The sequence below is a fragment of the Photobacterium swingsii genome, assembly GCF_024346715.1.
Taxonomy (GTDB): Bacteria; Pseudomonadota; Gammaproteobacteria; order Enterobacterales; family Vibrionaceae; genus Photobacterium; species Photobacterium swingsii.
The window spans coordinates 834933-849403 of the sequence record NZ_AP024853.1 but is presented as its reverse complement, the minus strand read 5'-3'; the positions used below and the strand labels follow the sequence as shown (position 1 = coordinate 849403).

The window sequence follows — 14471 nt, the reverse complement described above, 5'->3', positions numbered from 1 at the left end:
AAACTTTAAATATAAGCCACTTTTTATAAAGTGGCTTTATGCTTAGCGGTGAGTATTGGTTATGCTACAAACCCTGTTTTCTAGCCTCTTTTTCTAATAATTTTCTTTCTTCATCAATTACTTTTGTAAGTTGTCCTTGAACTTGTATCAGTTGGGACTGGAATGATTCTTTTAACTGCTTGGTCGCTTCACTATCGAATTTAGATAAGTTTTTTATTTGCTTTACAAGCTCTTCAATTTTCTCATTGAGTCGCTCTTTAAGTTTTTGGAGTTCATCTTTTCGGTTCTCCTCTGGTGTTAAGGCTTGTTTTGCTTTTTCGGCGGTACGTTTCATTTGCGCATGAAGATTTTTATTATGATCGATTGCATGAATCGTCGTTTTGCTACTTTCTACAATAGGTTTAACTAACTGATGCGTGTTTGTGGCGGATGGGCTGTTTGTGTGTGCTTGCTGATAGTCAAGAATCGACATAGAGGGGCTCATTGTTACATCCATTTTTTTTGCTCTTTTTGTATGCTCTATAGCTATATAAAGCGGCAGCAACTGAACGTTGTTAAATTAAACAATGCAGATGGTTGACTGAAAAAGTAAAAATGAACTTGGATGTATTACCAGAGGATTTCTTCCATGTCATAGCTATAAAATTTTCCTGAGTCTTCGGGGCGTAATTGTTCAATCAGTGCGACGAGCCGAATTGCAGTTGTTTTTGCTGAGTGAAGTTGTGATGTAGGGACATTGCGCTGAAAAGGTTTGGAAAATGAGGTATCAGTAGTACCTGGATGAAAAACAACCACGCAACAATGTGGGAGCTTATACCGCCATTCAATACTGATGGTTTTCATGGCCATATTCAATGCTGCTTTAGAGGTTCGGTAGCTGATCCATCCGCCAAGATTGTTGTCTGAAATGCTGCCTATTCGAGCTGATAAAGCGATAAAAAAAGTAGGTGTTGAAGCCTTTAGATGGCGAGAAAAATATTTAGCAATACAAATACTTGGTGTCACATTTGTTTGGATGTTTTTTTGAAAAAACGCAAGATCGCATTCATTCACCGTTTTCTCTGGCGTATGGGCATCATCATATAAGATACCGACAGTATTGATGATGGCATTGAGTTGAGGTAACTGCTCTGCAAGGTTTTTTATCTCTGTTTCTGAGGTGACATCAAGTGCTAACCAGTGCAACTTGGTATCGAGGCTTTGTGATGATTTGTGCTTGAAGGTAGTGGGAATCGCTGTTCGGTATGTGGCGTAAAGCGTCGCTGCTGGGTAAAGTGTGCGAAAGTGAGCAATCAGAGCAGATCCAATCCCACCTGAGCCGCCAATAATCAAAATGTGCATGCTATCTATTACCTGACAAACATTAAATCATGTAATTACTCATACTGGTAAGCATGGGAAACAGTTCATTAGTTGATGAAAATAAACATCACCTTACTTGGCTGTTAGGAGGCGCAGAGTAAACATCTTGATATAGAAAAGCCCTCAATACGAAAGGTAAATACCGTAATATTGAGGGCTTAATATTTAGTTATATAACTGGGAAAGGTTGTTAGCCGACTTTGCTTGCAACATTTTCAGATGTTGCCAAGTGCAGGAAGTGCATATGACGTTCATACTGGGTAATTGCATCAGCAATGATTTGTTCTTGGGTATAACCTAATACATCGTATTGTTGCCCACCTTGTAGCAAGAAGACTTCTGCACGGTAGTAGGTGCTTTGTTCTTCGTTAACATAGGTTGGCAGTACAAAGCGGCGTAGACGAATACCGTAAGCAAAATCTTCAACACCTTCTTTCTCTATCACCATACGTACACGTTCTGGATCTAGAATTTGAATGCGGGCAGCCAAACCTTGTTTCTTCATTTCGTTCGCTAACGATGTCAGTGCAGGTTTCGCCGTATCATCAATAAAGGCTTTTGCTTCTGTTTTCTTCGGGTGGTTAACCAACGAAGAAATCCGATCTTTCCAGCTTACACTTGCTTTCGTGTATTGCACCGATGTGTTGTGGTTTTGCACACTCGATTGCAGTAGATAGTCGTTACGTAATGCAATAAACAAGCAGTAACAGAATACCAAAAGTAGGATCATGATAGGAAAAGCACTGGCTATCGTCATGGTTTGCAGGGCGGATAAACCACCAGCACCAAGAAGAGCTGCTGCGACCAAACCTTCAGTTAATGCCCAGAAAATACGTTGCCATACAGGCGGTTCTTCTGCACCACCAGAGGTTAGGGTATCTATTACCAAAGAGCCTGAATCCGATGAACTCACGAAGAAGGTAATAACCAGTAAAACCCCAACCATGGATAGTAGGCTAGACAGTGGCATGTGTTCGAAGAACTTAAACAGTGCAACGGGTACGTTGCTGCTAACAGCCTCGCTGAGGTAAGTCGCGCCATGATTCATGATTGCATCAATAGCTGTGTTACCAAAAGCGGTAAACCATAGGAAACCAAATAGTGATGGTAGCAGTAGTACACCGATCAAGAATTCACGAATAGTACGACCACGTGAAATGCGCGCGATGAACATACCGACGAATGGTGACCATGAAATCCACCAACCCCAGTACAATAGCGTCCAACCTCCGATCCAATCTTCTTTAGGTGCATAAGCAAATAAGTTAAAAGTCTTATTCACAATATCGCTTAAGTAACTGCCTGTGTTTTGGACGAACGATTGCAGAATAAGTACCGTTGGACCAGCAATAATGACAATAGTGACTAGCAGGATGGCCAATGACATATTGATGTTTGACAGGCGTTTGATACCCCCATCAAGACCCAACACGACGGATACTGTTGCAAACAAGGTGATGACAGCAATTAACCCCATTTGTACTTCGGTCGTTTGCGGCAAGCCAAATAAGTAATTGAAGCCAGCATTAACTTGCATGACACCAAAGCCAAGCGATGTTGCTACACCAAAGAGCGTACCGATGACGGCGAAGATATCGACAGCATGACCAATTGGGCCATAAATTTTATCACCGATCAGAGGGTGTAATACTGAGCGTGGTAGCAGCGGTAGCTTATGGCGGTACGAGAAGTACGCGAGTGAAAGTGCGACAACGGCATAGATAGCCCAAGCATGTAAGCCCCAATGGAAGAAAGTGATCTTCATGGCTTCACGAGCAGCTTCAACCGTTTGCGGATCACCAACAGGTGGTGACATAAAGTGCATGACTGGTTCAGCCACGCCGAAAAACATTAGACCGATCCCCATGCCTGCAGAAAAAAGCATGGCTACCCAAGAACCAAAAGTGTAATCAGGTTCGGAATGATCGGGGCCCAGTTTGATATCGCCCATGCGACTGCACATGACGAATACGAGGAAAATTAGAAAGATGGCGACAGATAAAATGTATAGCCAACTTGCTTGTGTTACGAACCACTTCTGTATCGCACCAAAATAATTTTGTGCGGAGTCAGGCCAAAGTACGCCGACAAATGAAAGTAATGCAATGATTACTAGTGAAATGAAAAAAACGGGTTTATTGATATCTTTTTGAAAACTCATACATCCTTCGATATGACATTGTTACGGGCTTATCCTTCTTGTGTCGAGCCTATTCGACGATGAAACTGGCCGCACCCAGTGAGCGCAAAATGCGCATGATTTTCTCCTGTTAGTTATCAATTTGACAGTATGCTAACAACTAATTGTTTAGAGTTCAAAAGAAATTGAGGTGAATGATTCGTTACAATTTAGGGTTTAAGCAAATTAAATGCTGTGTAGTTGTGGGTGTTTGGGTGTTGATGATGTGTAACAGGAAGAAAATAACTAGCTAATTACTTAGAGTTCGATGCGTTGAATGTTAAAGAGAGCCGTGAGTGAGGATGCAATGGGATGGCAAAGAGGGAATTGGCAGTATCACTATAAAATTCATAGGGATACTGCTGAGATGATTAGGTCGTTGATGGGGGGTTAGAGCTCAGTTGCGGCGATCAATAAATCAAATCGTTCATTGCCGTGTAGCATTTCAAAATCGGCTTCGTCTGCGGCAAGATCGCGCATGAGGGCGCTTTCTGCAATAGAGCGCTCTAAATCAGAGATAGCTTGTTCGTCTACGCCAAGACGGGCATAGGCACAAGCACGTTGATAAAGCGCGTGCGCATTGGAGTCATCAACTTCCAATACACGATTACATAAACTGAGTGCCCAGTGGAACTCGCGAATTTCCATTGCGGCATCGGCTTTGTGGGTTAAGGCTTCTAAATCACCAGGGCGGATTTTTAGAATCTCATCATAGATTTCCATTTTTTGCTCTGGATTTTGGAAGTTTTGTGCGCGAAGCCAGAGGTTATGAACCTCGTTAATTTTCTCAATTTCTTTGTTGTTGTCACTGATGCTTCGTGTTTTACGGCGAAGCTCGCGCTCTAATGCTTGGAATTTTTTCTCATATTGTTCAGCGATTTCTTGTAGCTGTTGATCCGCCATTTTCTTGGTATTTACACGCATCTCTCGTAATGATTGCCAACCTATAAGCGCAATCAGAGAGGCGACACCTGCAATGATATAGAAGAAATAAGTTACCGTGACGTTAGCGTAGTTTAGTGATTTATCAGCAACAGCTAATTCTCGATCCGTGATTTCTATGATCATGCGGCGCTCAAGATCTTGCTGATTTGCACGCAATGTTTTTAATTCATCTAAAACATAGCGCTCCATAAGGGGTTTGTCGTATATGCTGAGCTCAGAATAGGGCGGCTCACTCTTAGGTTCTTGCTGCTTATCTTGGTTAGATTCAGCAAGGGTGGGAAGGGTGATGCCTATCAGGCAAACGGTTAGAAACCATTGTCTTAGTTGCATTGTAGCGTCCTACTTCTGATGTTGAGTGCGTACACACCCTAACAGATTATCAGCATGAGTATCGATGTTTATGCCCGAGAGTCCATAAGTTGCCAGTGGGGTTTGTATTAAGATGTTAATAAGTTCATAACTAGAAGGTAGTTAAGACGTATTGACGTTTCAAGTTCGTACCCTGATGTTTTCAGGGACTATTTGTAGTCAATACGCTTTATTTGGCGGGTTGGTATAGCGTTACTTTTTAGGGGGATTCATGGCTGTTTGTGTTTTAGGCTAAGTTTTTCGCCTCTCGGTATAAAAACATAGGTACAGCGGCTTTATTCTTTTTGGCTATTTTTTGCATTAACTCAAAGCTAGGCTGCTGAATTTTAAAGTCGAGGTGAAGATCCTCAAGCATCTGAATCCACAGCTTTGCCGTCATTTCTGAGTCCGCTAATGCTCGGTGAAAAACGCCGTCTGTTTCTATATTTTTATATTCAACAAGGCTGCCTAATTTATGATTAGGTGCGGATTGATATAAACGACGTGCGATAAGCATAGAACAAGCGAAGCTGCCACCATATTGACGGCCGATAATATCGAGTTCAGCATCCAAAAAGCGCTGATCAAAAGACGCATTGTGTGCAACGAGATTGGCGTCACCTATAAAATCTGCAAACTCGTCCATTACTTGTTCGCAAGAAGGGGCGCTACTTAGCATTGCATTGGTAATCCCCGTATAGCCTTCAATGAAGCTACTGACGCGGCGACCTGGGTTCATGAGTTGCTGGAACTGCCCTGTAACAATACCGTTCTCTAATTTAACTGCACCAATTTCTATAGCGCGATCGCCTTGGTTAGGCGAAAGGCCTGTTGTTTCGAAATCGAGTACGACGACGCTATTGGCGAGAGAGTTAGCCATTATATTCACTTGTTCACTACGTTTAGATGTTCGATATTATATAGATACACAGCCGAGAGGCAAAAACGAATAAACCTAGCATACAAAAGAAGGATAAATGTTATGGCAGAGCAACTGAGTGTTATCCATGATCATGAAGGTCAGGAATACCGCATCGAATTAGCTCCTGATTGCTGGGGGAAGCTGAGTTACAAACGTGTCGGGAATGTAGTGCATGTGGACCATAGCTCGGTGCCTGATGCTTTACGGGGGCAAGGTGCTGGTGGGAAGATGATGGAAGCCGTTTTACCGAAAATCGAATCTGATGGTTTCCTTATTGTGCCTATTTGTAGCTACGTTGTTCATTACCTCAACAAGCATGAAAAATGGCAACATTTACTGGTGAGTAAGTAACGTTATTTACAAGATAAGTACATGATTATGAGTGATTTATAAATTACAAAAGTTAATCCATAATGACGTGATCTTGATCGGTATTTATTCCTCATGAGTATTGACTGGTGCTTTTAAACGCATAGAATTACCACCTGTCAAATTTTTGTCGAGAACTGGTGTGAAAAGTAAAGGTTTTACTCTAATAGAGCTAGTGGTGGTGATTGTCATTCTTGGCATTTTAGCCGTTACGGCGGCTCCTCGATTTATGAACATGCAAGTCGACGCGCGAAACTCAGCCTTACAGGCAATGAAAGGGGCAATTGCTTCATCCTTAGAGATGGGGTATGGCGTATTGGCGATGCATGGTTTGGAGAAAGTTCCTCAGCTTGATAATAAAAAGCAAACTGTACCAATCCCTAAGTGTGAAAGTGGCGTTTCGTGCGATTTTAGATACGGTTATCCAGCACCAGACTCAACAACGATGACGAGCTTGGTAGATCATTTAGGTGACCGTCATGGAAAAGAGGACTGGGCATTAATTCGCACTGCATCTGATAATCAAGATTATTCGGTAACAATTACTACATCTGATAATGTTGAGAAAACTATCAATGGTAATATCGAGTCATTAAAGAATGAAAATTGCTATATCAAATACTATGCAAGCAAAGCTATAGATCAGCCCTACCGTTTAGAAATCACACCTTGCCAATAAGTTGTCGATAGTAAGAAAAAAGCCAGATGCATTCATCTGGCTTTTTTGATTCCTGTTTTTTGCACCATTCTTTAATAACCCTTCCCAAGCAGTCTGATTAGCGCTATTTTACTTCTAATGTTATGAGACTGACTTAGTTTCCTTTCCCTTTAAAATCACTTTAACGATAACTTATTGTACAGAAGGAAAGTGTTGATATGGCTAAGTTTCAGTTTTTCCGTCAAGGTGACAACGAAAAGGCGTTTACATTTTTAAACCCTGAATCAGAGACCTTCTTAGAAGAAAAAGAACAATTACTTGAACAAGGCTTTGAGGTGGAAGGCGACTATATCTACGCTGATACTCAAGAAGAAGCGATAGAGAAGTTTAAGTCTAACTTTGGTTACTTAACAGAGGAGTACGCGGCTTCAACAGAGGCTGGAGGGGTTTATTTCTTCTTTTCTGAAGCTTATAAGTATCTAAAAGCGGCAATTAAGAAGTAAGGCTTGTACGCTAAGTAATGAAAAGCCCCTGTACGAGGATTAGTGGTACAGGGGCTTTGATGTTTTAATCGAGATTAGAGCTAAACCTGTACAGGCTTATTCCCAATCTAGGATTACTTTACCAGATTTGCCTGAGCGCATTGCATCGAAGCCAGCTTGGAAGTCATCAATCTTGTAGTGGTGAGTGATGATAGGTGCTAGGTCTAGGCCTGACTGGATCAAGCTTGCCATTTTGTACCATGTTTCAAACATTTCACGGCCGTAGATACCTTTTATCACCAAGCCTTTGAAGATCACTTGGTTCCAGTCGATACCCATATCTGATGGTGGAATACCTAGTAGGGCAATCTTACCACCGTGGTTCATGCTGGTTAGCATGCTGTTGAATGCTGATGGGTTACCAGACATTTCAAGACCCACATCGAAGCCTTCTGTCATACCAAGGTCTGACATTACGTCTTCTAACTTCTCGTTTGCAACGTTAACAGCGCGTGTTACGCCCATTTCACGAGCAAGATCTAGACGGTATTCATTCACATCTGTGATAACAACGTGACGTGCACCTACGTGGCGTGCAACTGCAGCTGCCATGATGCCGATAGGACCAGCGCCTGTGATCAGTACGTCTTCACCCACTAGGTCAAAAGACAGTGCTGTGTGAACAGCATTACCAAACGGGTCAAAGATAGATGCTAGATCATCAGAGATCTCTGCAGGAATTTTGAATGCGTTGAATGCAGGAATTACCAAGAACTCAGAGAACGCACCAGTGCGGTTTACACCAACACCTGTAGTGTTACGACAAAGATGAGTACGGCCGCCACGACAGTTACGACAGTGACCACATGTGATGTGACCTTCGCCAGATACGCGGTCGCCAATGTTGAAGCCGCGAACTTCTTGGCCAATACCTACTACTTCACCTACGTACTCATGGCCTACAACCATAGGTACTGGAATTGTTTTTTGTGACCATTCATCCCAGTTGTAGATATGAACATCAGTACCACAGATAGCTGTTTTCTTGATGCGAATAAGCAGATCGTTATGACCCATTTCAGGTTTTTCAACCTCGGTCATCCAAATGCCTTCTTCTGGCTTCAATTTAGACAGAGCTTTAATTTTCATGTTATTTCCCTTACTACTATCTGTGATTATTTAATGATTGCCATATCGCGGCCAACTTCGATGAACGCATCAATTGCGCGATCAAGTTGCTCACGGGTATGTGCTGCAGACATTTGGGTACGAATACGTGCCTGACCTTTTGGTACTACAGGGAAAGAGAAACCTACTACGTAGATGCCTTTCGCCAATGAACGCTCAGCAAATTCTGCTGCTACTTTAGCATCACCTAGCATGATTGGAATGATCGCGTGATCAGCGCCGCCCATAGTGAAGCCAGCCGCTTCCATACGAGTACGGAAATGCGTTGCGTTTTCCCATAGTTGTGTACGTAGATCGCCAGACTCAGCAAGCAAATCAAGTACACGAATTGAAGCTGAAACGATTGCAGGAGCAACAGAGTTAGAGAATAGGTAAGGACGAGAACGCTGACGTAGCCAGTCGATCACTTCTTTTTTGCCTGATGTGTAGCCGCCTGACGCGCCACCCATAGCTTTACCTAGGGTACCAGTGATGATATCGATACGGTCGATAACATTGTGGTATTCGTGTGTACCCGCACCGTTTTCGCCCATGAAGCCCACAGCGTGAGAATCATCAACCATCACTAATGCGCCGTGCTTATCTGCAAGGTCACAAATAGCTGGAAGGTTTGCAACAACGCCGTCCATAGAGAATACACCGTCAGTCACGATAAGCATGTGACGTGCGCCTGCTTCTTTTGCGGCGATCAGTTGTTGCTCTAGCTCTTCCATGTTGTTGTTCGAGTAACGGAAGCGCATCGCTTTACATAGACGAACACCATCAATGATAGAGGCGTGGTTTAGGGCATCAGAAATGATAGCGTCTTCTTTACCAAGAATGGTTTCGAAAAGACCCGCATTGGCATCAAAGCATGATGTGTAAAGAATTGTATCTTCTTTACCTAGGAAGGTAGATAGCTTCTCTTCAAGCACTTTATGTGAATCTTGTGTACCACAAATAAAGCGTACAGATGCCATACCAAAACCATGCTCATCCATACCTGCTTTTGCTGCTTTTACAAGCTCAGGGTGGTTAGCAAGGCCAAGGTAGTTGTTCGCACAGAAGTTAAGTACTTCTTCGCCAGTCGAGATTGAAACAGCTGCTTTTTGAGCTGAAGTAATGATGCGCTCAGATTTGTACAAACCTTCACTTTTTACTTCTTCAATTTGATTCTGGATCTGTTGATAGAATGCAGAGGACATAATCCTATTCCTTCCTAGTCATTATAGTAGTAACGTCCTGGTCGTTACTGTGTTGTAGGGACAGCTAAAAATGCTAATACCTAGCGTTTGTCAGCTATTCCACCATTCTAATTCATTGCTATTAAGAGGATTATCCCTCAAGATGGAAAAACATTAATGAATCCAAGGCACAAATAAAAATGTGTACTGAGACGTAGAGCACAGAACATCATGATTAGTACCAAACTCATCGCGTTATTACCCGATTTAGCCGCTTTTATTCTAGTTGTGAATGAAGGGAGTTTTACTGCAGCAGCCAAAAAACTGAATGTAACGCCATCGGCTTTGAGTAAATTGATCACACGTTTAGAAAAAGCCCTATCCGTGAAATTGTTTGAGCGTACTACCCGTAAGCTCATTATCACCCAGTCAGGACAGCGGGTTTATGATCAGAGTGTTTTGATGGTAAATGCTGCCCAACAGGCAGTTGAGTTATCTACCTCAGATCACACAGAACCTGCGGGTTCAATCACGGTTGCGGCACCAGAGGCTTTTTTAAACTCGGTACTACAGCCGTTTGTTGTTCCCTTTTTAAAGCGCTACCCTGAAATTCAGTTAAAATTGCGTGCCGCCGATGGGGATATTGATTTGTTTAAACACAATGTTGATGTTGCGTTTAAGCTAACGGATAAGCCTGATGAAAATTTGGTGTTGAAGGAAATTGGTAAAACGAACCTAGTGCTGTGCGCGAGTCCTGCTTATATCGAGGCGAAAGGGTTTCCTCGTCATCCCACTGAGTTGGTTGAGCATGATTGTTTATACCTTGCTGAAACCGAGCGTGATCATATTTGGGACTTTTTGAAAGATGATGAGTTTCACACGGTTGCGATCAGTGGTCGCTATGCCGTGAACCATTCACAAATGCGACTGAATGGAGTTAAAAATGCATTAGGGATCGGTATTTTCCATGATTTTGTGATAGCGGATGCGTTAGCGTCAGGTGCTGTCGTACCCGTTCTCAGCGATTGGACCATTAAAAGTAATTATCATGGTGCGATTGCCATGCAATACCCGCAAACGAAATATATGCCAGCACGTTTACGGGTATTTATTGATTATATGAGCAGGCATTTACCCCTATAAAGATAGCGCGTTTACCTTATTATTAATCCAGTTCTTAGCCCTGATTTTATATAGGGGCTTACATCTCTAGTACGATTTTTCCTACAGCGGTGCCAGACTCTAAATGTTGGTGAGCTTGAGCGACTTGCCAGATTGAAAAACGTTTTTCGTCTAGCAGCGGTTTGATCTCACCATTGTCTACGAGCTTGGCAATGTTGGCTAATATTTGGCCGTGGCTGGCGCGGTTTTTACCATGTACCAGTGGGATCAACATCAGCACGCTATGGAAGCTGAGGCTTTTTAGTGCGACTTGTAGTACATCTGCAATGGGTAGCGTTGTTGCGACAGCACCATTGAATCGGGCAGCTTCAAAGCTACGCTGAATATTATCGCCTGCAACTGTGTCGAATATTGCGTCGAATCCTTCTCCATCTGTGTACTGGTCGACATAGTCAGCAACACTGGATTGCGTGAAATCAATGATGTTATCTGCACCAAGCTGGTGTGCTATGGCTAGGTTCTGAGGCGCTGATGTCGCAGAAACGTTCGCGCCAAAATGTTTCGCAAGTTGAATCGCGACGTGGCCGACACCACCTGTTGCACCGTGAATAAGCACATTATCATTGGCTTTTACTTTTAATTTATCGTGCAGTGCTTCCCATGCTGTAATAGAAACGAGAGGGAGCGCAGCTGCTTCACGCATTGACAGTGTTTTGGGTTTTAATGCGATTAGGTCTGCATCTACCAGCATGTACTCGGCAAGTGCACCATCTGTACCTGCAATCCCCCCTGCACAGCCATATACTTCATCACCAATATTAAATTGGCTTACCCCTTCACCTACCTCGGTCACTATACCTGCTACATCGCCATGAAGAATACTTGGTAAGTTTTCGGACCAAGGTGTATCGCTAGAGCGGAGCATGGTGTCCAGTGGGTTAACGCTGGTGGCCTTCACTTCAATAACAAGGTGGCCGGGTTTGATACTTGGCATCGGGTAATCGACTTGTTGGAATACGTCGCTAGCGCCTAATGTGTGAACAACCATTGCTTTCATAATATTTGCCTTATAGGTGACTTTGTTCGTTTCGATGGAAGCCATCATACGTTTTGCGTAAAAAACAAAAATACATCTATAGACAAGTCTGTTTTGCTTTATAAGCAATAAATGGGTAGGGTTAACTCAGAATTAAGCATAAATGTAGGTGTAATGGCATGATCACTCGGCTTCAGTATTTCAATTGTGTTGTTGAGACCGGCAGTATTTCTGAGGCCAGTCGACTGTTTGATATTCAGCCATCTTCTATTTCTCGACAGTTAGTTGCTTTAGAGTCTGAGTTGGGTGTGCGTTTATTAAACAGAACGACACGAAGTGTTGGGTTAACAGAAGCAGGACAGACGTTCTATCGTTATTCTCAGCGTGTGGTTGCAGAGCTTGAAGAAGCAAAAAAGGCGGTTAATGATCTTCAAGAAAGCCCAAGAGGGCATTTGAAAGTCAGTATGACGGTAGGGTTTGGTGAGTGTGTTGTCCTGCCTTTGTTAACGAAGTTTCGTCAGCAATACCCAGAGATAAACGTTGAGCTTGAGTTAACAGAGCGTGTTGTTGATTTTGTTGATGAAAATATAGATATCGCCATTCGCAGTGGACGTTTACCTGATTCCAATTTAATTGCGAAACGTTTAGCCGATAATAACTTTTTATTATGCGCATCTCCTGAATATCTGGAAGGTAAAGAAGCACTGAAGTCGCCCACACAATTGATTGATTTTGATTGTATTCGCTATGGTTACGCAGGATGGCGAGATTGGTTCTTAATGGAAGATGACGTACCGACACGCTTAACAATAAACCCAAATTTGACGATTAATACGGTGAATGGTCAAAAGCAGTTGGTATTAAATCACGCTGGTTTGGCGTTATTACCATTATGGGCCGTGCATGATGAGTTACGTAACGGTACTCTGATCCAAGTATTGCCCGATTTTGTTTTTAGTCCTTATGATGTAATGAGTGCTACCTATGCGCTTTATTTAAAGCGTGAATTGGTTTCTCCAAAAATACGGGTATTCATTGATTTTATTAGCTTGCATATTGATGGGTAATATTTGACTCACTTTAAAAGTGAGAAGGTGGCAATATTTAATCCATAAAGGATTTAATTGTTCGTTATTTGTTTACCTTGATATTTTATATTTCAATATCTGGCATAAGCATCACAATTAGTATCAATTAATTATTATTATCAACAGAAAATAGTCGCTATAAGCAATATAGTGCAATGCTATCTAAGGTGATTCAGTCTCCCTGACACCTTTAGACAGTTTAATTCATTGCGTAATCCATTGTGGCAAAATTATGATGCGAGTCTATTTATGAAGAAAATGATATTACCGCTAACTTTCTTTTTTACTACCGCGCTAACAGCAACAGGGGCAACAGCAAGTGATGCTCTTGTTACGCCGGAAAGTATTTCTTATGCGCAAGTTCAAAGCGTTCAAGGTGCTGAAACGTATACTTATGTAAAGTGTTGGTATCGCCCGAGTACAACTCATGATGACGTTGCAACAACATGGAAGTGGGCATTAGATGAAAATGGCGATTACTTTACGCTTCCTGGTTATTGGTACTCTTCTGTCTCATTTAAAAACATGTTTTATACCGATATCCCGCAGTCTGAAATTAAAGCGCGTTGTGACAGTACTGTAGGTATGTCACATGAGACGGCTGATATGACGTATTTCGCCGCCGATACCCGCATGTCTTATAACCACTCAGTTTGGACGAATGACAAGACAGCAAAATCTGGCCATATTAATAAAATCATTAGTTTTGGTGACAGTATTTCAGATACGGGCAATTTATATAATGGCTCTCAATGGATCTTTCCTAATCGCAACTCATGGTTCTTGGGCCACTTTTCAAATGGTTTTGTATGGACTGAATATTTAGCTGAAGCGAAGGATCTTCCACTATATACATGGGCTGTGGGTGGTGCTGCGGGTACAACAAAATATGTTGCTTTGTCTGGTATTCATGATCAGGTTGATTCTTATTTAACCTATATGAAAATGGCTAAGAACTATAATCCACAAAACAGCCTATTCACGATTGAGTTTGGTTTGAATGATTTTGTGAATTACAACCGAAGTGTTAGCGATGTAAGTAATGATTTTGACCGTGCGTTGAAGAAGCTAATTGCTAACGGTGCAAACAATATTGTGGTGTTAAATTTACCTGATGCAACCAAAGCGCCACAATTTAAATACAGCGATCCAGAAGAAGCGAAAGTGATTAAGGCTAAAATCACCGCGTTTAACCAGTTTGTTGCTCAAGAGGTCATGTTATTCCGCATGCAGGGTGTCAATATTACACTGTATGACACCAGCACTTTGTTTGAGAATTTAACGAAAGATCCTGCACAATATGGTTTTAGAAATGCGCAAGATGCTTGTATGAATATTAATCGCAGTTCGTCATTCGATTATTTGATAAGCCATTCTTTAACGAATGATTGTGCAAGTTACGGTTCTGATAGCTATGTTTTCTGGGGTGTTACACATCCTACAACTCAAGCGCATAAAGTGATTGCAGAGCAGGTTGAACAATCTGTTTTTAAATATTTTAACTTTAAGTAGTAAGTATTAGTCAAACAACGGATGGAAAGGGGGAACGTAAGTTCCTCCTTTTGTTTCTATGGAGCTTTCACTGCACCAATCTGTTATTGGTTGGATT

14 protein-coding genes are annotated in these 14471 nt (G+C 42.1%); 6 read left to right on the top strand and 8 right to left on the bottom strand.

Annotation, left to right across the window (positions count from 1 at the left end; all coding sequences use genetic code 11):
* Window positions 1-64 precede the first annotated feature (64 nt).
* From OCU77_RS21170 to OCU77_RS21150, 5 genes are all read right to left on the bottom strand, one after another.
* Window positions 65-496, bottom strand: coding sequence for a hypothetical protein (locus tag OCU77_RS21170; protein WP_048900510.1), 432 nt, complete (start codon window positions 494-496; stop codon window positions 65-67).
* A 113-nt stretch (window positions 497-609) separates the two neighbouring features.
* Window positions 610-1341, bottom strand: a complete 732-nt coding sequence (locus OCU77_RS21165) for an SDR family NAD(P)-dependent oxidoreductase (RefSeq protein WP_048900511.1) — start codon at window positions 1339-1341, stop codon at window positions 610-612.
* A 211-nt stretch (window positions 1342-1552) separates the two neighbouring features.
* On the bottom strand, window positions 1553-3523 hold the full coding sequence (locus OCU77_RS21160) for a BCCT family transporter (RefSeq protein ID WP_048900512.1): 1971 nt from the start codon (window positions 3521-3523) through the stop codon (window positions 1553-1555).
* A 408-nt stretch (window positions 3524-3931) separates the two neighbouring features.
* On the bottom strand, window positions 3932-4816 hold the full coding sequence (locus OCU77_RS21155) for a tetratricopeptide repeat protein (RefSeq protein WP_084711880.1): 885 nt from the start codon (window positions 4814-4816) through the stop codon (window positions 3932-3934).
* 265 nt (window positions 4817-5081) lie between these two features.
* Window positions 5082-5714 carry a 3'-5' exonuclease gene (locus OCU77_RS21150; protein ID WP_048900513.1) on the bottom strand — a complete coding sequence of 211 codons (633 nt, stop codon included), beginning with the start codon at window positions 5712-5714 and terminating at the stop codon, window positions 5082-5084.
* A 102-nt stretch (window positions 5715-5816) separates the two neighbouring features.
* On the opposite strand from OCU77_RS21150, the gene OCU77_RS21145 reads away from it, so the two are divergent.
* The 3 genes from OCU77_RS21145 (at window position 5817) to OCU77_RS21135 (ending at window position 7286) form a co-directional block, all read left to right on the top strand.
* Window positions 5817-6107, top strand: a complete 291-nt coding sequence (locus OCU77_RS21145; protein ID WP_048900514.1) for a GNAT family N-acetyltransferase — start codon at window positions 5817-5819, stop codon at window positions 6105-6107.
* A 160-nt stretch (window positions 6108-6267) separates the two neighbouring features.
* On the top strand, window positions 6268-6804 hold the full coding sequence (locus OCU77_RS21140; protein ID WP_084711883.1) for a type II secretion system protein: 537 nt from the start codon (window positions 6268-6270) through the stop codon (window positions 6802-6804).
* Between the two features lie 197 nt (window positions 6805-7001).
* Window positions 7002-7286 (top strand): hypothetical protein, encoded by a 285-nt coding sequence (locus tag OCU77_RS21135; protein WP_048900515.1) that lies wholly within the window; start codon window positions 7002-7004, stop codon window positions 7284-7286.
* Between the two features lie 96 nt (window positions 7287-7382).
* Here the strand turns inward: OCU77_RS21135 and tdh are convergent, their stop codons facing one another.
* Window positions 7383-8414 (bottom strand): L-threonine 3-dehydrogenase, encoded by a 1032-nt coding sequence (gene tdh, locus OCU77_RS21130; protein ID WP_048900516.1) that lies wholly within the window; start codon window positions 8412-8414, stop codon window positions 7383-7385.
* A gap of 26 nt (window positions 8415-8440) precedes the next feature.
* A complete protein-coding gene (locus tag OCU77_RS21125) occupies window positions 8441-9637 on the bottom strand; it encodes a glycine C-acetyltransferase (protein WP_048900517.1) in 1197 nt (398 codons plus the stop codon).
* Window positions 9638-9847: 210 nt separating this feature from the next.
* On the opposite strand from OCU77_RS21125, the gene OCU77_RS21120 reads away from it, so the two are divergent.
* A complete protein-coding gene (locus tag OCU77_RS21120; RefSeq protein ID WP_048900518.1) occupies window positions 9848-10759 on the top strand; it encodes a LysR family transcriptional regulator in 912 nt (303 codons plus the stop codon).
* 58 nt (window positions 10760-10817) lie between these two features.
* On the opposite strand, the gene OCU77_RS21115 is transcribed toward OCU77_RS21120, so the two are convergent.
* On the bottom strand, window positions 10818-11795 hold the full coding sequence (locus tag OCU77_RS21115) for a zinc-dependent alcohol dehydrogenase family protein (protein ID WP_048900519.1): 978 nt from the start codon (window positions 11793-11795) through the stop codon (window positions 10818-10820).
* Window positions 11796-11953: 158 nt separating this feature from the next.
* On the opposite strand from OCU77_RS21115, the gene OCU77_RS21110 reads away from it, so the two are divergent.
* On the top strand, window positions 11954-12841 hold the full coding sequence (locus OCU77_RS21110) for a LysR family transcriptional regulator (protein ID WP_048900520.1): 888 nt from the start codon (window positions 11954-11956) through the stop codon (window positions 12839-12841).
* 279 nt (window positions 12842-13120) lie between these two features.
* Window positions 13121-14374: an SGNH/GDSL hydrolase family protein gene (locus OCU77_RS21105; protein ID WP_390624784.1), complete on the top strand. Its 1254-nt coding sequence runs from the start codon at window positions 13121-13123 to the stop codon at window positions 14372-14374.
* The last annotated feature ends 97 nt before the right edge of the window (window positions 14375-14471 follow it).